Annotated in this window: 19 protein-coding genes and 1 other RNA gene; 4 read left to right on the forward strand and 16 right to left on the reverse strand. The window is 60.9% G+C overall.

Going from position 1 to position 18187, the window contains the following annotated elements:
• Positions 1–125 precede the first annotated feature (125 nt).
• The 9 genes from AC5E6N_RS11065 to AC5E6N_RS11105 all read right to left on the reverse strand — a co-directional run bounded on the left by AC5E6N_RS11065 (position 126) and on the right by AC5E6N_RS11105 (position 7820).
• A complete protein-coding gene (locus tag AC5E6N_RS11065) occupies positions 126–1253 on the reverse strand; it encodes an ATP-dependent DNA helicase (RefSeq protein WP_491747876.1) in 1128 nt (375 codons plus the stop codon).
• A gap of 49 nt (positions 1254–1302) precedes the next feature.
• Positions 1303–2109: an acyl-CoA thioesterase gene (locus AC5E6N_RS11070; protein WP_491747877.1), complete on the reverse strand. Its 807-nt coding sequence runs from the start codon at positions 2107–2109 to the stop codon at positions 1303–1305.
• A gap of 42 nt (positions 2110–2151) precedes the next feature.
• Positions 2152–2517, reverse strand: coding sequence for a nitrile hydratase accessory protein (locus AC5E6N_RS11075; RefSeq protein ID WP_491747878.1), 366 nt, complete (start codon positions 2515–2517; stop codon positions 2152–2154).
• Complete coding sequence (gene nthB, locus AC5E6N_RS11080; RefSeq protein WP_491747879.1) at positions 2504–3163, reverse strand: nitrile hydratase subunit beta; 660 nt, start codon at positions 3161–3163, stop codon at positions 2504–2506. The genes AC5E6N_RS11075 and nthB overlap by 14 nt, the downstream gene beginning before the upstream one ends.
• On the reverse strand, positions 3160–3765 hold the full coding sequence (gene nthA / locus AC5E6N_RS11085; protein ID WP_491747880.1) for a nitrile hydratase subunit alpha: 606 nt from the start codon (positions 3763–3765) through the stop codon (positions 3160–3162). Before nthA ends, nthB begins: the two co-directional genes overlap by 4 nt.
• A gap of 66 nt (positions 3766–3831) precedes the next feature.
• A complete protein-coding gene (locus AC5E6N_RS11090; protein WP_491747881.1) occupies positions 3832–4425 on the reverse strand; it encodes a LysE family translocator in 594 nt (197 codons plus the stop codon).
• A gap of 106 nt (positions 4426–4531) precedes the next feature.
• The gene (gene ilvN, locus AC5E6N_RS11095; RefSeq protein ID WP_491747882.1) at positions 4532–5104 is read right to left on the reverse strand and encodes an acetolactate synthase small subunit; all 573 of its coding nucleotides are present in this window, start codon (positions 5102–5104) and stop codon (positions 4532–4534) included.
• The gene (locus tag AC5E6N_RS11100) at positions 5101–6021 is read right to left on the reverse strand and encodes a DMT family transporter (protein ID WP_491747883.1); all 921 of its coding nucleotides are present in this window, start codon (positions 6019–6021) and stop codon (positions 5101–5103) included. The genes ilvN and AC5E6N_RS11100 overlap by 4 nt, the downstream gene beginning before the upstream one ends.
• Positions 6022–6041: 20 nt before the next feature.
• On the reverse strand, positions 6042–7820 hold the full coding sequence (locus tag AC5E6N_RS11105; protein ID WP_491747884.1) for an acetolactate synthase 3 large subunit: 1779 nt from the start codon (positions 7818–7820) through the stop codon (positions 6042–6044).
• Between the two features lie 425 nt (positions 7821–8245).
• Here AC5E6N_RS11105 and AC5E6N_RS11110 point away from each other — a divergent pair, with 425 nt between their 5' ends.
• The gene (locus AC5E6N_RS11110) at positions 8246–10141 is read left to right on the forward strand and encodes an ATP-binding protein (protein ID WP_491747885.1); all 1896 of its coding nucleotides are present in this window, start codon (positions 8246–8248) and stop codon (positions 10139–10141) included.
• A gap of 8 nt (positions 10142–10149) precedes the next feature.
• On the opposite strand, the gene miaA is transcribed toward AC5E6N_RS11110, so the two are convergent.
• Positions 10150–11019, reverse strand: coding sequence for a tRNA (adenosine(37)-N6)-dimethylallyltransferase MiaA (miaA, locus tag AC5E6N_RS11115; protein ID WP_491747886.1), 870 nt, complete (start codon positions 11017–11019; stop codon positions 10150–10152).
• Between the two features lie 24 nt (positions 11020–11043).
• Here miaA and serB point away from each other — a divergent pair, with 24 nt between their 5' ends.
• Entirely contained in the window at positions 11044–11961 is a 918-nt protein-coding gene (gene serB / locus AC5E6N_RS11120) for a phosphoserine phosphatase SerB (RefSeq protein ID WP_491747887.1), read from the forward strand.
• Between the two features lie 49 nt (positions 11962–12010).
• On the opposite strand, the gene AC5E6N_RS11125 is transcribed toward serB, so the two are convergent.
• From AC5E6N_RS11125 to AC5E6N_RS11150, 6 genes are all read right to left on the reverse strand, one after another.
• Positions 12011–13480 carry a DegQ family serine endoprotease gene (locus tag AC5E6N_RS11125; RefSeq protein ID WP_491747888.1) on the reverse strand — a complete coding sequence of 490 codons (1470 nt, stop codon included), beginning with the start codon at positions 13478–13480 and terminating at the stop codon, positions 12011–12013.
• Positions 13481–13597: 117 nt separating this feature from the next.
• Positions 13598–13783, reverse strand: coding sequence for a DUF2065 domain-containing protein (locus tag AC5E6N_RS11130; RefSeq protein ID WP_491689765.1), 186 nt, complete (start codon positions 13781–13783; stop codon positions 13598–13600).
• Positions 13784–13795: 12 nt separating this feature from the next.
• Complete coding sequence (gene hflC / locus AC5E6N_RS11135) at positions 13796–14710, reverse strand: protease modulator HflC (RefSeq protein ID WP_491747889.1); 915 nt, start codon at positions 14708–14710, stop codon at positions 13796–13798.
• Positions 14710–15798, reverse strand: a complete 1089-nt coding sequence (gene hflK, locus AC5E6N_RS11140; protein ID WP_491689767.1) for an FtsH protease activity modulator HflK — start codon at positions 15796–15798, stop codon at positions 14710–14712. The genes hflC and hflK overlap by 1 nt, the downstream gene beginning before the upstream one ends.
• Positions 15799–16006: 208 nt before the next feature.
• The gene (locus tag AC5E6N_RS11145) at positions 16007–16543 is read right to left on the reverse strand and encodes a dihydrofolate reductase (protein ID WP_491747890.1); all 537 of its coding nucleotides are present in this window, start codon (positions 16541–16543) and stop codon (positions 16007–16009) included.
• Positions 16540–17334 carry a thymidylate synthase gene (locus tag AC5E6N_RS11150; protein WP_491747891.1) on the reverse strand — a complete coding sequence of 265 codons (795 nt, stop codon included), beginning with the start codon at positions 17332–17334 and terminating at the stop codon, positions 16540–16542. The genes AC5E6N_RS11145 and AC5E6N_RS11150 overlap by 4 nt, the downstream gene beginning before the upstream one ends.
• A 163-nt stretch (positions 17335–17497) precedes the next feature.
• Between AC5E6N_RS11150 and ssrA the strand changes: the two genes are divergently transcribed.
• Both ssrA and AC5E6N_RS11160 read left to right on the forward strand, forming a co-directional pair.
• Positions 17498–17868: a transfer-messenger RNA gene (ssrA, locus tag AC5E6N_RS11155) on the forward strand.
• A gap of 92 nt (positions 17869–17960) precedes the next feature.
• Positions 17961–18187 (forward strand): ClpXP protease specificity-enhancing factor SspB (locus tag AC5E6N_RS11160; RefSeq protein WP_491747892.1); only part of this gene is annotated, 227 nt, incomplete at its 3' end.

Below are 18187 nucleotides of genomic sequence, written 5' to 3' on the forward strand. Positions count from 1 at the left end.
CAATTTAAGCAGTTGAAACCAAACCAATGGGTCTTGCGATTGCATGGGTTGCATCGCATGTCTAGCGAGTTGTGATTAGATTGACGCATTTGATGGCGGAAAATCGGTCCACTCGGCAAGGCGCGTTAACGCACGATGGTCAGTTGTTCGGCCGCCCGGGTGATTGCCGTATAGAGCCAGCGCTCGCGCGAATCGCGAAAGGCGAAACTTTCGTCGAAGAGCACGATATTGTCCCATTGTGACCCCTGCGCCTTGTGAACGGTCAGCGCATAGCCGTAGTCAAAATCGTCATAGCGCCTCTTGGTCTGCCACGGCACCTCCGTATCCGGGTCCTCGAACGCGGCCTTGAGCAGTTTGATCTTCGCCGAGCCGCGGTTCATATCGTCGTCTTCCGGCTTGACGAGCAGGTTGATGCCCGGCTTCACCGTCTCGCGCGACGACGTCATGACCTGCCACAAGGATCCGTTCAACAGGCCCTTCGCCGGATCGTTGCGCAGGCACACCAGTTTGTCGCCCGCCTGCGGGTATCTGGCATCGAACCCCTTGAGTTCCCTCAGACGCTGATTGTAGCGCCGGCGCGTCCTGTTAATGCCGAGGAGCACCTGATCGGCTTCCAGAACGAGATCCGTCATCACATCGGATTTGGTGACTACGCGCGCCGTGCCCCAGTCGCCATAGCCGATGTCGATCCCCTCACGCACCCGCATTGCAATATCGACAATCGGGTTGTCGCGCGCCTGCCGGTGAATCTCGGTCAGGAGATAATCGGGCTCATGTTCGGTAAAGAAACCGCCGCCGGAGACGGGCGGCAACTGGCCCGGATCGCCGAGAACCAGGATCGGCGTTCCAAAACTCAGCAGATCCTGCCCGAGTTCCTCGTCCACCATGGAGCACTCGTCGACAATGACCAGCGAAGCCTGCGCCACGGGGCTTTGCCGGTTCAAGGAGAACATCGGCGCCATCGAGGTCTTGCCCGTCTCCTCATCCTCGACGGCTTCCTCGCCGCGCGGACGGTAGATCAGCGAATGGATGGTCTTGGCGTTGCTCGCCCCCTTGCTGCGCAGAACCTGCGCCGCCTTTCCGGTAAAGGCCGCAAACTGCACATCGCCGTCGACCCCCTCGGCGAAATGGCGCGCAAGCGTCGTCTTGCCGGTGCCGGCATAGCCGAAGAGCCGGAACAACGGGGTGTCGCCCTGCCGGAGCCAGTCGGAAACCGCCTTCAGCGCCTCGTCCTGTTGATTGGAAAACTGCATACCGACAACTGGCAGGATTCGCTGTCTCAGGGCAAGCGGGAATTATGCGCTAGGGCGCGCGGTCGTACCACACCATCTGCTGCGAAACCGCTATCAGCTCGCCGCCGGGCGCATGCATCCGCGTGTGCTGATCGTAGAAGCCGCCAGCCGAGCGTTCACACCGCGCATCGAGGAGAATGGAATCATTGCCGATGGACGCAAACTCCGCCGCCGTTGAATGAAAATACACGGTCATCGAGACGGTCGAGATATTCGACGGGCGTCCGGTTGCCAGAAACAGTCTCGGGAACGGGCTGTCGGCAATGGCGGTGACCGATAGATAATCGAGCGGCCGTCCGTCCGCATCGCGTGTCCACACCAGCGAGTGCGCATCCGATGTCACATCGCCCATTTTTCCCTTGATCGGGCGCGTCTCGTAGAGTTTTGCCCAGTTGATCGGCAGCATGCGTGCATTGAAGGTCTCGACCGCTTCAGCCGGCGGAACCTGCGGCATGCGCGGCTCGGAAAACACCAGCGTGTCGCGGTGCGGAGCCAGGGTAACCACCGCCCGCGCGCACGGCGTGCCGTCGGGCATGTCCAGGACGACGCGCCAGAAGGCGGCCGTTCGTCCCGCCCGATCGCAATATCGCCGCAGGACCAAAGCCCCCTCCTGCGGGGCTTTCATGAAGTCGACGGTCAGTGCAATCGGTTCGAAACGCGCATCCTCCAGACCGCTGAGCACGGCCTTGACCATCAGCGCCGCGATCCAGCCGCCATAGGGACCTTTCATGTTCCAGTAGCGCTCGTCCGTTTGACTGCGGAACTCATCATTGCCCAGCGCCTCCAGGCGAAGGCTGTCATCAAGTATGTAGGTCATATCGGCTTCCGGTTGCCGCGCAGATCTTCGTCACCTGCAGGTTCACCGCCTCTGCGGGTCGTTTTCGAGAAGAACGGGTTTTCCATGCGGGGTCGCATGGGCCGCCCGGGTCCACGCCCTGCTGAGATCGTCGATCCGGCCTTTGTCGGCAACGCTCTTTTGCGCGATCAGATGTTCAAGTGCACGCATCCAGCAGATATAATAGTCGCTTCCGTCGGCCGCGACGCCCGGCCGCTTGAGTTCGGCAGACAGCGCATCCGCCCATTCCGCCCAGGTAAACAGCCCGCGCTCGTTAAGACCGACGGCCAGGGCGAAGGCCTGTGCCTGCCAGGGCTCGGCAAAGGGAGACGGATCGGCGATGTCCCTTGGAAGGGCCCGGCTCGCGCCGGCATCGTCACGCCCGCTCAAGGTAACTCTCCCACGCATCGATGGAGACGGTCAGGTTCGGATCGCCGTCCTCGCCCCAAAGCTCGGCGCCGGTCAGCACGATGCGATAGAGCCATTGCGGGTTCTCGCCTCGGCCATGGGCATTATCGTCAGGAAAAACATAGGCGCCGGCGACCTCCTCGATGACACCGACCTTGCCCTTGGCGTAGGACGGGATCCGCGTATGGCCCCGCGGATGCGCATTGCGCACCGTGACACGATCGCCGACATCAAAGCGCGCAGGCTCCTTGATCTCCCGGTCGCAGGGACCTCCCCGCGCAAGTGTCCCGGGAACGTCATCGGCCTTCAGCACAGGTCGATCGGTGTCCGACGGGCCGACCGCATGCCCCGAAGCGAGTTCGTCCGCCGTCACGCAACCATGGCGGACCAGCAATGTCTCGAGCGCCTTTGTCCAGATCTCGTAGTAGCTCGACGCATAATAATCCGCCGGATGCAGGCATTCCCGGGCGTGTCGGCTCTCATCGATGTTCCAAAGCCCCAGCGCACCGCAGCAGAGTGTCGCACCGAGCGCGCGCTTTTCCCAATCCGCGTGAAAAACCGGCTCATCCGCTTCCGGCGCGACCGGGCCGAACCCCATCCGGCCGCCAAGATCGTGCGGTCCGTTCATGGCGCGGCTCCCGCAAGGCCGGTGCCGATCATCGAATCACGCGAAACCAGCGCCGCGAGAGCGTCCTCATCCAGATCCTGCGTGCCTTCCGGTCGCATCGGTACGACCAGATAGCGCAGTTCGGCCGTCGAGTCCCATACCCTGATATCGACGTCTTTACCGAGCGTTACGCCAAATTCCTCCAGCACCCCTCTAGGATCGATAACGGCGCGCGACCGGTAAGGCGGCGACTTGTACCAGACAGGCGGCAAGCCGAGCACGCTCCACGGATAACAGGAGCACAGGGTACAGACGACAAGATTATGCGTTTGCGGCGTGTTGAAGACCGCGCGCATATGTTCGCCCTGCCGGCCGGTAAAACCGAGCGATGCAATCGCCGCCGTCGCATCGTGGCGCAGCCATTGCGCGAAACCCTCGTCGGCCCAGGCCTTCGCGACCACGCGCGCGCCGTTTTGCGGCCCCACCTTGTTTTGATAGGTATCGACGATGGCATCAATGGCCGCCGGGTCAATCAGGCCCTTTTCCGTCAAAATGGTCTCAAGAGCCTTCACCCGCGCCGTCATCGGATCGAGGTGATTGTCATGATCATGGGAATTGGTCATGGTTGAACTTTATCGCATACGACGATCAAGTAAATCACCGGCGGAAAAATTTGTCCCGTTCGCCGCTTACAGCATCATGGGGATCAGCGTGGCCACCAGAAGCACGGCCATGATCGTGTTGAACCATTTCAGCCGCACCGGATCGGACAGAAAACGCCGCAGCACGGTGCCGAAACCCGCCCACACAGAAACGCTCGGAAAATTCACCAGAACGAAGGCAAGGGCCACGAGAACCACCGAAAGGTCGGGGCGGGCCGGATCGGTGAACAGGACCATTGCCGTCAGGCCCATCATCCATGCCTTCGGATTGACCCACTGAAATGCAGCAGCCTGAAAAAAGCTGATCGGCCGCACAGCCGTCTGATCCTGGCCAAGCGACCGGCTTCCGGCAATTTTCCATGCCAGATACAGAAGATAGGCGCCGCCGGCCAGCTTCAGTCCGAACGTCAGGGCCAGCCAGCTTTTGAGCAGCGCGCCAAGCCCGAAACCCACGCCCAGAAGAAGCGAACAGAACCCGGCGGCAATTCCACACATATGCGGGACCGTGCGCACGAAACCGAAATTGACGCCCGAGGCAAGAAGCATGAAATTGTTCGGCCCCGGCGTCACCGAACTGACGAAGGCAAAGGCGATCAGGGCGAGAAAAGTGTCGATCGTCATGACGCTCCTCCAAACAAGGTCAGCAATCCTGACCTAATTCAGGGCGATTGGCAACGGCCGGCATGCATGGCTTGCATTCGCTGCAGGCATGGCTTCACATCCGGCGTTACATGCCCTCCGGCCCGCGGTTAAGGGCCGCGACACCCGTCCTGCACACCTCGATCAGGCCGAGCGGGCGCATGATCGAGATGAATTGTTCAATCTTCGAGACGCGCCCGGTGATTTCGAAAATGAAGTGTTCCGTGTTGGCATCGATAACCTGGGCACGAAAGGCATCGGCAAGACGCAGGGCCTCGACGCGGTGATCGCCCTCGCCCTGCACCTTGATCAGCGCCAACTCCCGCTCAAGCGGCTTTTCATATCCCTTCTCGCGTGCATGGATCGAAAGGTCGACGACGCGGTGGACGGGAACGATCCGCTCGAGCTGGTGCTTGATCTGTTCGAGCACATGCGGCGTGCCCCGCGTGACGATCGTAATGCGCGACAGATGCACCTCATGCTCCGTCTCCGAGACGGTGAGGCTCTCGATATTGTAGCCCCGTCCGGAAAACAGCCCGATCACCCGCGCCAGGACACCCGGCTCGTTGTCGACCAGCACCGACAGCGTGCGCGTTTCAAGCTGCTCGGTCTCCTTGGCAATGAAATAGGCAGAACCGGTCGGTTTGTGTTGTGCATTCATGAGGTCTTTTCCCCGGTTGTCTGGAATTGGTTCTTCGGATGCATGCGGGCGACCGCGACGCCCGAAAGAATGATAACAAGTGCGGCAATAGCACTGAAAGACAGGCGCTCGTCCAGGATGGCCGCGCCCCACAGAACCCCGGCGACAGGCACGAGCAGGTTGATCTGTCCGAAAAAGGACGCGCCCTGGCGGGCGATGATCCTGAACATGATCAGAGAAGCGACGGCCGTCGGGAATACCCCCATGAGCACGATACTGATCCACGCCTGTGCCGACGGGTTCCGCGCCGGCCAGGTTTCGAAAACCACGGCCGCGACGACTAGCATGATGAACGACCAGGCGATGTTGACGGCGAACATCGGACGCGCCTTCAAATACAGCAGCCTCTTCGTTATCAGCGCATTGATCGCATAGGAAACACCGGCACCCATAATCGCCAGTTGACGCCAGACCTGCCGATCCGAACCGCCGAGAATGTCGGGCCAGAAAAGCACGACAAGACCGGCAAGCCCGATGAAGACGCCGAGCAGCTTCACAAGGCTCATCTTCTCGTCTTCGGTGAAGATATGCACGAGGACGATCGTCATCAGCGGCATCAGGCCCATGAGGATGGCGGCAAGGCCTGCCGTCACCTCTTCAAGGCCCCACGTAATCAGCACAAACGGCAGTGCCAGGCCGAAAAAGGCGGAGACAAAGATCGTCACGTGGTCCGCCCGGCTTGCTCTCAAGGCCTGGCCGGCCTGCAGCGCCACCGCGGCCATGATGACGAAGCCAATGCCCTGGCGCATCGCCGTCAGGGTAAATGGCGGCAATTCGGCAACGGCCACCCGGGTCAGCATGAAACTGCCGCCCCATATGGCGGCCAGCACGCACAGCATGCCGTAATCGGGCCAGCCCGGGTGATTGCGGTCGGTCATCGGTCTGTCCGCCTGCCGGCCTAAACCAGCGCCTTGCCCTTCTTGTCGATTGCTGACGCAACGGCCTCTTCGGTGGCCTCGTCGGGAAGCAGCATCTCGTTATGCGCCTTGCCGGACGGGATCATCGGGAAACAGTTGGCGAGGTTGGCGACACGGCAATCGAAGATCACCGGCTTGTCGACCGAGATCATCTCAGCGATCGCATCGTCAAGCTCATCGGGCTTTTCGGTCCGCAAACCGACGCAGCCATAGGCCTCGGCCAGCTTGACGAAATCCGGCATAGCCTCGGTGTATGAATGCGACAGCCGGTTGCCGTGCAGCAATTGCTGCCACTGGCGCACCATGCCCATATACTGGTTGTTGAGAATGAAGATCTTGATCGGCGCCTCATACTGGACCGCGGTCGACATCTCCTGGATGGTCATCTGAACCGATGCATCGCCGGCGATGTCGATGACAAGCGCATCCGGATGGGCGATCTGCACCCCGAGCGCCGCCGGCAGGCCATAGCCCATCGTGCCGAGGCCGCCGGATGTCATCCAGCGATTGGGTTCCTCGAAACCATAGAACTGAGCGGCCCACATCTGATGCTGGCCCACCTCGGTCGTGATGTAGGTGTCCCGGTCCTTGGTCAGTTCGTAGAGCCGCTGCATGGCATATTGCGGCATGATGACGTCCTTGTTTGGCGTATAGGCAAGCGAGTCGCGCGCCCGCCATCGATCGATCTGCTGCCACCATCCCGCAAGGGCCTTGCTGTCGGCCTTCTTCGACGATGCCCGCCACAGGCGCACCATATCTTCCAGCACATGGCCGCAATCGCCGAGGATCGGCACATCGACGTGAACATTCTTGTTGATCGACGACGGATCGATATCCACGTGGATTTTCTTGGAATTCGGCGAAAACGCATCCAGCCGTCCGGTAATGCGGTCATCGAAGCGGGCGCCGATGCAAATCATGACGTCGCAATCATGCATCGCCATATTGGCCTCATAGGTCCCGTGCATGCCGAGCATGCCGAGCCAGTTCTTTCCCGACGCCGGATAGGCCCCGAGGCCCATCAGCGTCGAGGTGATCGGAAAATCCGTGAGTTGTACGAGTTCGCGCAGCAGATGGCTCGCCTCGGTGCCGGCGTTGATCACGCCGCCGCCGGTATAGATGATCGGCTTCTTCGCCTCGCCCATCAGCGCGATGGCGTCACGGATCGCGTCGAGATCGCCCTGAACCTTCGGCTGATAGCTGTTCTGCTCGGTCACCGGAGAAGGCGCGACATAGGTGCCGGTCGCAAACTGGACATCTTTCGGGATGTCGACAACCACCGGCCCGGGACGCCCGGACTGGGCAATCCGAAATGCCTCGTGGAGCACGTGCGGCAGATCCTTGACGTCGCGAACCAGCCAGTTGTGCTTCGTGCACGGACGGGTGATGCCGACGGTATCGCATTCCTGAAACGCGTCGGATCCGATCAGGGTAGTCGGCACCTGACCGCTGATGCACACCATGGGGATCGAATCCATCAGCGCGTCCTGAAGGGCGGTCACGATATTGGTCGCACCGGGTCCGGAGGTGACCAGCGCCACGCCGACCTTCCCGGTCGAGCGGGCATAACCCTCGGCGGCATGACCGGCACCCTGCTCGTGGCGCACCAGGACATGCACGACATCCTCCTGCTGGAACAGTTCGTCATAGATCGGCAACACGGCGCCACCCGGATATCCAAAGACGTCCTCGACGCCATTGTCCTTAAGCGCCTGAACGACCATTTCAGCGCCCGTCATTTCCTTACCTGTGCTCGTCATCGTCCCGTTCCGTCCAGATCCCTTGCCAATATGTCAAATTTTTCGATTGCATTGGATGTTTCTCATTAAACCCGGAGCTAACCAGGCCATAAAAAAAGGCCCCTCTCGGAGCCTCACTCAGCGCATGGGTGGCTGCCGCCGGATGGTTACACCACCCTGCCCATGCGCTTCCTCACCACAATTAGCCTGTTCATGATCATGCGCGGGACGTTAACGGCAAAGGACCAGCGCGTCAATGCCGCAGATTCCATTTGCCGGACGGGAAATGGCAGCGATTTCAGGAAGCAAAGGTGCCGCCATTGTCCGGCCTCAACAACGGGTTGTTAACAAAAGTTACCTAAACTGATCCGGTTCCCGTTCGCCGAAACGGCAAAGCCGGGCGAGCGGGAAACCTATGCACGCTTAACTGTATGAAACGGGGCAGCATGAATCAGACGACAGCAAATGAGGAAAGACGCGACGTTTCCTTTACGTCCCGCGTCCTCGGTCACGTTGTGAAGTGCAATGGTGCGCGCGCAACTGTATCCGCACGCGTTCCCTATGACGAGAACGCCATCGCCACCAGTTTGTCGGTCGGCAGGCTGATCTCGATAAAGGTGGGAATCAACCGCGTCGTCGCGCTGGTTTACAGCATACAAAGCCCCGGTGAGGTGTGGCTGGAGCGTGAGCCCAACACCATGCACTTCGAAGTCGAACTGGTCGGCGAGATCCGTGATGACGGCAGCGACGTCAGGTTCAGCGCGGGCATCTCCGACTACCCGACCCTCGGCGCTGTCGCCCACCAGATCCGGACCGGCGATCTCGATGCGATCTATGCCGTCGATGCGGAAAATCCGGTGACCATCGGTCACCTGACGCAAAACGCCGAAATCCCGTCCTGCATCTCGGCCGACGCGCTTCTCAACCGCCACTTCGCGATTGTCGGAACGACCGGCGTCGGTAAATCCACGGCGGTATCGCTTCTGGTCAACCGCATTGTCGATGTATGTCCGGACCTGCGTGTTCTCATCCTTGACCCGCACAACGAATTCGCGTCCGCGTTCAGAGCCCGCGCCCACCTGATCGAGACCGATACGCTCGACCTGCCGTTCTGGCTGTTCCGGCTCGAGGAGTTCACCGAGGTGATCTTCCGCGGTCAGCCGACGGTCGCCGAAGAAACCGACATGCTGCGCGACCTGATCGCCGAGGCGAAACGCAGTTTCCGCGGTAGTCCGGAAAGCGCTATTCTGACACGCAAGGTGGACCGCTCGTCCATCACGTCGGACACGCCCGTCCCCTATCGCATCGCCGACCTGATGGCGCTGATCGACGAGCGTATCGGCCAGTTGGACGGGCGCGACGAAAAACCCCATCTTCGCAACCTGAAACTGAGAATCGCATCCGTCATCAACGATCCGCGTTTCCATTTCATGTTCTCCACGAACACGATCAACGACAATCTCATCGAGATCATCAGCGATATTTTCCGCATTCCGGGCGACGGCAAACCGATCACCTCCTTCCAGCTTTCCGGCATCCCCTCGGAAGTCGTGAATGCGGTCGCGTCGGTGCTGTGCCGCATGGCGTTCGAGATCGCTCTGTGGAGCAACGGCCAGATGCGCATCCTGGTGCTTTGCGAGGAAGCGCACCGCTACGTTCCAGCCGACCGCAGTCTCGGCTTTTTGCCGACCCGACAGGCCGTTGCCCGTATCGCCAAGGAAGGCCGTAAATACGGCGTCAGCCTGGGGGTGATCACGCAAAGGCCCGGTGAACTGGATCCGACGATCCTGTCCCAGTGTTCGACCGTGTTCGCCATGCGTCTCGCCAATGATCGGGACCAGGAAATCATCCGCTCGGCCATCTCGAACTCATCGAGTTCGACAATCAGCTTCCTGTCCTCCATCGGCAATGGCGAAGCGATCGCGTTTGGTGAGGCTGTCGCCGTCCCCATGCGCATGTGCTTCGAGCGCGTGCCGCAGAAGGAGTTGCCGCAGACCATCAGCAGCAACATCTCGATGCGCGGCATGGGTACCAAGGACCAGTTGCCGAACATAGACAATATCGTCAAAAACATGCGTCATACCGAAACACCGCTCGGCACGGCGGGCATGCCGCCGCAAGGCGCGACCCTGCAGCCGGCATTGGACCATCTTGCCGAACTGGAAAAAGCCGTCAGCGCTCCCGCCGCACCGCTTGAAGAGCCGGCGGCACCGCCGCCGCCCTCCGAAAAATCGTCCCTCGGTTCCGTACACACCAAGGATTTGCGCAGCTCGCTGCTGGCGAAGTCGCCACATCGGGCTTCACTGCTGAAAAAGGACGACACGCCGGCCGACGATCACTGACACAGGTGTCAGGTCCGCCGCTCCCAGCTCTCGTCGAGCTGGTTGCGAAACCAGGTCAACTGCCTTTTGGCGTACTGGCGGGTGGCAATGCGTGCCCGCTCGCTCGCCTCGTCCATGGTGAGGCTTCCCGCGAGATACGCGCCGAGCTCGCGCACGCCGATCGCCTTCATGGCGGGAAGTTCGGCCGGCAGGTCCAGCGCCAGAAGCCGTTCGACCTCCGCCACGGCGCCCTGCGCGACCATGGCCTCGAACCGGCGCGAAATACGCGCATGCAGCGCCTGCCGGTCCGGCATCAACACGATTTTCCGGCTGTCGGCTTCATCGATGAGCGGCTTTCCGCCGCTCTGCTGAAATGACCTGATCGACCGCCCCGACGCGTCAAACACCTCAAGGGCCCTGACGATCCTCTGGCTGTCATTGAGATCGAGTTCGTCGGCCATGGACGGGTCCCGGCGACGCAATTGCGCATGCAGCGTCGCCGCCCCCTCCTGCTCCAGCGCCCGGCGCCATCGGGTCCTGATCGGATCCGGGATATCGGGCATATCGGCAAGTCCGCCTGAGAGCGCCCGGAAATAAAGGCCCGTACCACCGACGAAAATTTTGGTGCGCCCGGCAATCTCGGGAGCGGCCAACAGAACGTCAACATCACGATACCATTGGCCGACGGAATAGGATTGGCGCACCGGCACCGTTCCGTAGAGACCATGATCGATGCGCTCCGTATCCGCCTTGGAGGGGCGTGCCGTCAGAATGTGCAGCGTATCATAGACCTGCATGGAATCGGCATTGATCACGATCCCCCCGGTGGATTCGGCAAGCTCCATCGCCAGCGCGGACTTGCCGCTTGCTGTGGGGCCAGCTATCAGAACGGAACGCATGACGTCTCCAGGAACCCGTAATCAATGCCACTCGTTGCCACGCTTGTCACCGATCCGTCAAATCCTGTTCTGTCGCAGAGCCTGGCAGAGCTGGCAGCTCAGGCCATCGCCTCGCCGGGCCCCGAATGGCTTGCCGAGGGTGTGGCCTGCGACCTGCCGATACCGTCCGGCGCGACGGCTGACCACATCCATGCACGGCTTTCGAAGTGCCTCGACAATCAGCCAGTGGATATCGTGGTCCAGGAAAGCGCCGGGCGGAAGAAGCGGCTGCTGATCGCCGATATGGATTCCACCATGATCGCCCAGGAATGTATCGACGAACTGGCGGCCGAGGCCGGATTTTACGATCGTGTGGCGGCGGTTACGCGGCGCGCCATGAACGGCGAGATCGAGTTCGAGGCCGCTGTCCGCGAACGCGTCGCGCTGCTTGAAGGCCTGGAGCTTGGCGTTGTCGAAAAGGTCCTGCGCGAGCGCATCACGCTGACATCAGGCGGCCCGGAATTGCTTGCGACGATGAAGGCCGGCGGCGCCTATTCGGCGCTGGTCTCGGGCGGCTTTACGCTCTTCACCAGCCGCATCGCGGAAAAACTCGGCTTTGATGAACACCGCGCCAATGTTCTGCAGCATCACGATGGTGTATTTGACGGCACGGTGGCGGAGCCGGTGCTCGGCCAGCAGGCCAAGGTCGATGCGCTCAGGGAACTGACCGAACGGCTTGGAATATCGCCGAGCGACGCAATCGCGGTCGGCGACGGCGCCAACGATCTGGGAATGCTTCGCCTGGCTGGCAGCGGCGTCGCGCTCCATGCCAAGCCGCGTGTGGCGGCGGAGGCGAAGATGCGCGTCGACCACGGCGATCTGACGGCACTGCTCTACATTCAAGGATACAGGCGCGAGGCGTTCTCGCGGGCGCCGTCTTGTCCTTTACAGCCTGTCGGCTGACGGCTGGCGCCGGCGCAGACAGGGCAACGCCGGCAACCCCTGACGCCAATCAGCGCATCGGAACGGTTATGAAACGCAATTCGCCGGTCTTGTTGGCGATCATCAGAAGCGCATTGCGTCTGCCGTCATCGGTGAGCTGTTTCACCCGGTCCTTGACGTCCTGCGGCGTCTTGACCTCTTCCTGGGCGACCTCGACGATTACGTCACCGGCCTCGATGCGTTTTTCCGCGGCGGCCGATTCTTCTTCGACCGACACGATCACCACGCCCTCGACGCTTTGATCGATCTCGTATTTCTCACGTAGCGCACCGTCCAGTTCGGCCATATCCATTCCGAGGACCGTGGCGGTCTGGGGCTCGTCGCTGCCCTGATTTTGCGCGATCAGCTGTTCGCCGTCTTCAAGGCGTCCAAGCGTCACGTTGATCGTTTCTTCCCTGCCCTTGCGGATAAGCACGACCTCGACCTCTTTGCCGACCGGACTTTCGGCGACAATCCGCGGAAGGTCGCGCATGTCCTCAACGTCCTGCCCATCGAAACGAATGATGACGTCACCCGGCTCGACCGTGCCATTGTCGACCGGACCACCCTTGATAATGCCGGCGACGAGCGCACCCTTCGCCTCGGCCATGTCGAGGCTTTCCGCGATATCGTCGGTGACCGGCTGAATACGCACGCCGAGCCATCCACGGCGCGTCTCGCCGAACTCCCTGAGCTGAGCGACAACCGACTGCACCAGATCGGATGGCACGGCGAAGCCGATGCCGATCGACCCGCCGGTGGGCGATATGATCGCGGTATTCACCCCGATGACCTCGCCCACTTGGTTGAACAGCGGACCACCGGAATTGCCCCGGTTGATCGCGGCATCGGTCTGGATGAAATTGTCGTAGGGCCCGGAATTGATGTCACGGCCGCGCGCGGAGACGATCCCCGTCGTGACCGTGCCGCCCAGGCCAAACGGATTGCCGATCGCCATCACCCAGTCGCCGATGCGCAATGAGTTGGAATCACCGAAAGGAACGGCTGTCAGCGGCTGCTCCGGCTCGACCTTCAGCACCGCGATATCGGTTTTCGGGTCGGCGCCCACCACCTCGGCGGTCAGTTGTGTACCGTCGGCAAAGTTCACCTCGATATCATCCGCCTCGGCGATCACATGGTTGTTGGTGACGATGATGCCCTCGGCATCGATGACGAAGCCCGAGCCCAGCGAGTTGACACGGCGGGAGCGGGGTTGCTGCTCGCCGTCTCGCTCACCGAAGAACTCGTCGAAGAAATCCTGAAAAGGAGAGCCGTCCGGAATACGCGGACGCGGCGTGCGGCGATTGCTGCTGACACGCTGCGATGTCGAGATATTCACCACCGAAGCGAGCAGGTTTTCCGCCAGATCGGCCACCGATTCGGGCCCCTGCGCGGCTTCTGCCGGACGAACACCCACGCCTCCGGAATGGACCGCCGCCACACCCAGCGCCGTAACGACGGCGACGGTGCGGAACGGTTTGAGGAATGCGTTCAAAGCCATGGTGTTCGTTCTCCCGGTTTTATGTCGGCTGCTGCCTTGTGCGGCATAGATATGGTCAATTTCGGCCACGTCCACTCAATTCTGGCAAAATTCATGTGATGCCCGGCAAGACAGGCTCTAACCCCGGACCATCCACACGAAAAACACGCCAAGTCCGACCGCGGCCAGTCCGAAGGTCCGCATCTGCTGGTCGCTTATCAGCGGCAGTTCCTCCGCCATCCTGCGAATGAAAGAAGGGGCCAGCGCGTAGACCAGCCCCTCGATGACAAAGAACAATCCGATGGCCACAAGAAGATCACTCATGGCGCGCTCGTTTTACTGCGCACTGGTCGCGTCGCCGCCGCCTGTCGTCGTTCCGGCCGCATCCTGGAAGAAGCGGAAGAATTCGGAGTTCGGCGAAATCACCATGGTCGTGTCGGTGTTTGTCAGCGACTGCCTGTAGGCCTCCATCGAACGGTAGAAGTCGAAGAAGCCCTCATCCTTGGAAAACGCCTCGGCGAAGATGCGGTTGCGCTCGGCATCGCCCTCGCCGCGGGTAATCTCGGAGTCGCGGCGCGCTTCCGATTCAAGTTCGACGACCTGCCTGTCGGCAATGGCACGGATACGCTGGCCGGCCTCGCGGCCGCGGGCCCGGATCAGTTCCGCTTCGGCACGACGCTCGGCCTTCATCCGATCGTAGGTCTGCTGTGAGACTTCCTGCGTCAGATCCGTTCGCCGGATACGCACATCCTCGATGGTCAGGCCGAGAGATTCGGCGTCCGGCCGCAGTTGGTCGCGTACTTCGGTCATCATCGCGTTACGCGCATCCGAGAGAGCCGCCTCAAATCCACGCAGGCCATACACACGGCGCAAAGCCGAATCGAGACGCGTTCGAAGTCTCGATTCGGCCGCCACCACATCTCCGGAAACGGTTTCCCGGAAGCGCCGGGCATCCGTGATCTTGTAGACCACGAACGCATCGACCTCGTAGAACTTGCCGCCCGAGACCTGGACGCGGATATCGTCCAGATCAAAACGGATGGCGCGCTTCTGGATCATCTGGACATTGTCGGCTTCGATGAAGCTGAAGGGCAGTTTGAAATAGAGCCCCGGTTCGGTCTTGACCGAACGGATCTCACCAAAGCGCAAGACGATCGCCTGCTGGCCGGCATGAACGATAAAGAACGACGAATAAGCAAGACCGGCGAGGACCACGAGGGCGACGACGATGATGGGAAGACGGTTACCCATTAGTTTGTTCCTCCCTGGGTGTTGCTTCTGTTGAGCTCGGTGAGCGGGAGATAGGGCACGACGCCCGACCCCTGGTTCTGCTCGACAATGAACTTGTTCGACGATTTGAAGACATCTTCCATGGTCTCCAGGAACAGGCGCTTGCGTGTCACATCGGGAGCCTTGGAGTATTCATCGTAGATAGCGATGAAGCGCTGCGCCTCACCCTCGGCCTCATTGACCACACGATCCTTGTAGGCGGCGGCTTCTTCGCGGATCTGCGCGGCCTCACCACGGGCCTGACCGAGCTTCTGGTTGGAATACTGGTTCGCTTCCTCGACAAACCGGTCCTCGTCCTGCTCAGCACGCTGAACCTCGTCAAACGCATCCGCCACTTCGCGCGGCGGCGCCGCGTCCTCGATGGACACCGTATTGACCGAAATACCGGCACCGTAACTGTCCATCGTGCTTTGGATGGTCGTCTTCACGTCGTCGGCAATCGCCTGACGGTTGTCGCGGAAGATATCCTGTGCCGGACGGCGGCCGACCACCTCACGCATGGCGCTTTCGGCCACCTGCCGCAACGTGTCCTCCGGCTGCTCCACCTGGAACAGATAATCGCGCGGATCGGTGATCTGATAAAGCACCGAGAACTGGACATCGACGATGTTCTGATCGCCCGACAGCATCAGCCCCTGGGTCGCGCCCCGGGCGGAGCTGCCGCCGATATTGATCTGGCGTTCGACGATACTGACCATTTCGACGCGTTCCACGGGCCACCACAGGAAATGAAGACCAGGCTGGGAAAGCTCCTCGCGCGGCTCGCCGAAAAGCAGGACGACGCCACGTTGATCCGGTTGAACTGTATAGACGGCCTGGTAAAGCCACAAAAACACCAGGCCGGCGATAATAACGCCAATGAACAGGGGACTTCCGCCTCCGCCGCCGGGCAGCGCGTTTTTCAGTTGATCCTGACTGCGGCGGATAATTTCTTCCAAATCCGGAGGCGTGCCACCGCCGCCGCCGCCAGGGCGGCGTGGTCCGCGCGGCCCCTGACCCCAGGGACCCTGGTTATTTCCGCCACTGCCATTTTGGTTGCTCCAGGGCATGCAATCCTCATCATCTCGTCAGTGCAGTTTGCCGGCCATGAGCCTGGCGCCCACGCAAATGCATCTGATACCTGTCATTTCTCGTTCCGACGCATCGATTTGCACGGAGAGCGTGCAAGGTCAAGGCATATTCGGGCGGGCGCGAATTCGCTCCATTGGGTTTATAGGTACTCCGGCCCCGGCTTTCAACGCGGCACCGCGCTTAAGCTCACCTTGCCTTGCGGCGATAAACCACGTAGCGCGTTGCCGCCGAGTCCCGTTCGCCGGCCGGAAACGACTGCTCGGTTTCGATCCGCCAGGTCCCGGCATCAATGTCGGGAAACACCGTATCGCCTTCCGGTTCGCTGTCCACAAAGGTCACGTGCAGGATATCGGCCAGGGGCAGCGCCTGCCGGTAGATCTCGCCGCCGCCGAGAACGCAGATCTCGCTCCGCCCGTCAGCCACCGCCGTTTCGCGAGCACTTTCCAGCGCCTCGTCGAGCGACAGGAACACATCCGCATCCGGCGGCGCAAAGCCTTTGTTCCGGGTGATGACGAGGTTCCGGCGCCCCGGCAGAGCCTTGCCGACGGACTGATAGGTCTTGCGGCCCATGACCACCGGCTTGCCCATGGTGATGGCCTTGAAGCGCTTCAGATCGGTCGACAGCCGCCATGGCATCGCGCCCTGACTGCCGATCACCCCGTTGCGCGCGACGGCAACCACGATCACGACGGCAATATCGGGTGTCCGCGCAGGTCCGTTCACACCGAAACCTTTGCCGGAATGTGCGGATGCGGATCGTAGCCCTCCAGCGTGAAATCCTCATAGCGGAAGGCAAAGATGTCCTTCACCTCGGGATTGATATGCATGACCGGCAGCGACCGAACGTCGCGCTTCAACTGCAGCTCGGCCTTATCCAGATGGTCCGCATAAAGATGCGCATCGCCGAGCGTGAGGACAAAATCGCCGTATTGCAACCCGCAGACCTGTGCGATCATCATCGTCAGCAGCGAATATGATGCAATGTTGAACGGCACGCCCAAAAAGATGTCCGCCGAGCGCTGATACAACTGGCAGGACAGCCGACCGTCGGCGACATAGAATTGAAACAGGCAGTGGCACGGCGGCAGCGCCATCTCGTCGACCAGAGCCGGGTTCCACGCCGATACGATCAGGCGCCGTGATGTCGGATTTGTCTTTATGGCGTCGACGACATTGGCGATCTGGTCGATGGAACAGCCGTCCGGCGCGGGCCAGGAGCGCCATTGATAACCGTAGACCGGGCCGAGCTCGCCGTTCTCGTCGGCCCACTCGTCCCAGATGGAAACCCCGTTTTCCTTGAGCCAGGCGATGTTCGTCTCGCCTTTCAGGAACCACAGCAATTCGATGATGATCGAGCGAAGATGCAGCTTCTTGGTCGTCAGGACCGGAAACCCGTCCGACAGGTCGAAGCGCATCTGGTGGCCGAACACGGAGCGTGTGCCGGTGCCCGTGCGGTCGCTCCGGTCGACGCCCGTGTCGAGCACTCGTCTTAGAAGATCGTGATATTGCTGCATTGTCCGCTCCCGCGCCGATTCGCACGCAGCATCATAAGCTCACCGGCCAAGACAAAAAACGCCCTGGCCGCAAAAGCCGCGGCGATTGCCTGCCGTCGGGCCGAATTCCCCTCCTGTCTGCCAAAGCGTCGCACAGTTTGCGGCGTTGCGGCGAACAGCACAAGCCCTTTTCAATCCGGGCGCGAAGCCCTATATTCAAGGTGCTGTTTCGGCAGCTATGGCAATAAACGGAAGATGCAATAAACCCATCGGACCCGGGGGCAGTACCCGGCGCCTCCACCACAACCGGCTCCGCCGGCATGCGGCAACGCCGAGCCGGTTGTGGTGGGGGCGACACAGGATCGACGAGGGCGTAAAGATCAACTTTTTGCCCGGCATGGTTCCGCCGTTATCGGGCCGATTCAATAGTTGCAAACGACAACTATGCGGAAGCACGTCTCGCTGCCTAAGGCGGTGTGACAGCTTCAATTGAACTCCTGACCGGTCGCACGGTCAGGCGGGGTCCGGAGGCACCTGGCAACAGAAGCCTCCACTTTCTGTTTTATAAAGGAAATTTCAAAGACAATATTGAGCGGCTATCGCAGGATGTGTATCACGGTACGGAAAGAAAAAGGCGGAATCGGCAAGTGCAGGATCACATCAGATACGACATTCTGGCCCAGGAGGCGCTTCGTGGCGTGATCCGCAAGGTGTTGTCGGAAGTTGGCGCGACCGGAAGCCTGCCCGGTGAACATCATTTCTTCATAACGTTTTTGACCAATGCGCCGGGCGTGCGCATCTCGGCCCATCTGAAGGAAAAATATACCGAGCAGATGACAATCGTCATCCAGCATCAGTTCTGGGATCTGAAGGT

The organism is Hoeflea sp., assembly GCF_984452065.1.

Excerpts from the sequence above, each read along its gene's own strand:
- AC5E6N_RS11100 (WP_491747883.1), bottom strand. The coding sequence starts at position 6,021 with ATGACCGACCGCAATCACCCGGGCTGGCCCGATTACGGCATGCTGTGC.
- miaA (WP_491747886.1), bottom strand. The coding sequence starts at position 11,019 with ATGCGTTCCGTTCTGATAGCTGGCCCCACAGCAAGCGGCAAGTCCGCG.
- ilvN (WP_491747882.1), bottom strand. The coding sequence starts at position 5,104 with ATGAATGCACAACACAAACCGACCGGTTCTGCCTATTTCATTGCCAAG.
- AC5E6N_RS11125 (WP_491747888.1), bottom strand. The coding sequence starts at position 13,480 with ATGGCTTTGAACGCATTCCTCAAACCGTTCCGCACCGTCGCCGTCGTT.
- AC5E6N_RS11130 (WP_491689765.1), bottom strand. The coding sequence starts at position 13,783 with ATGAGTGATCTTCTTGTGGCCATCGGATTGTTCTTTGTCATCGAGGGG.
- nthA (WP_491747880.1), bottom strand. The coding sequence starts at position 3,765 with ATGACCAATTCCCATGATCATGACAATCACCTCGATCCGATGACGGCG.
- hflK (WP_491689767.1), bottom strand. The coding sequence starts at position 15,798 with ATGCCCTGGAGCAACCAAAATGGCAGTGGCGGAAATAACCAGGGTCCC.
- AC5E6N_RS11110 (WP_491747885.1), top strand. The coding sequence starts at position 8,246 with ATGAATCAGACGACAGCAAATGAGGAAAGACGCGACGTTTCCTTTACG.
- AC5E6N_RS11150 (WP_491747891.1), bottom strand. The coding sequence starts at position 17,334 with ATGCAGCAATATCACGATCTTCTAAGACGAGTGCTCGACACGGGCGTC.
- AC5E6N_RS11070 (WP_491747877.1), bottom strand. The coding sequence starts at position 2,109 with ATGACCTACATACTTGATGACAGCCTTCGCCTGGAGGCGCTGGGCAAT.
- AC5E6N_RS11105 (WP_491747884.1), bottom strand. The coding sequence starts at position 7,820 with ATGACGAGCACAGGTAAGGAAATGACGGGCGCTGAAATGGTCGTTCAG.
- serB (WP_491747887.1), top strand. The coding sequence starts at position 11,044 with ATGCCACTCGTTGCCACGCTTGTCACCGATCCGTCAAATCCTGTTCTG.
- AC5E6N_RS11065 (WP_491747876.1), bottom strand. The coding sequence starts at position 1,253 with ATGCAGTTTTCCAATCAACAGGACGAGGCGCTGAAGGCGGTTTCCGAC.
- AC5E6N_RS11090 (WP_491747881.1), bottom strand. The coding sequence starts at position 4,425 with ATGACGATCGACACTTTTCTCGCCCTGATCGCCTTTGCCTTCGTCAGT.
- nthB (WP_491747879.1), bottom strand. The coding sequence starts at position 3,163 with ATGAACGGACCGCACGATCTTGGCGGCCGGATGGGGTTCGGCCCGGTC.
- hflC (WP_491747889.1), bottom strand. The coding sequence starts at position 14,710 with ATGGGTAACCGTCTTCCCATCATCGTCGTCGCCCTCGTGGTCCTCGCC.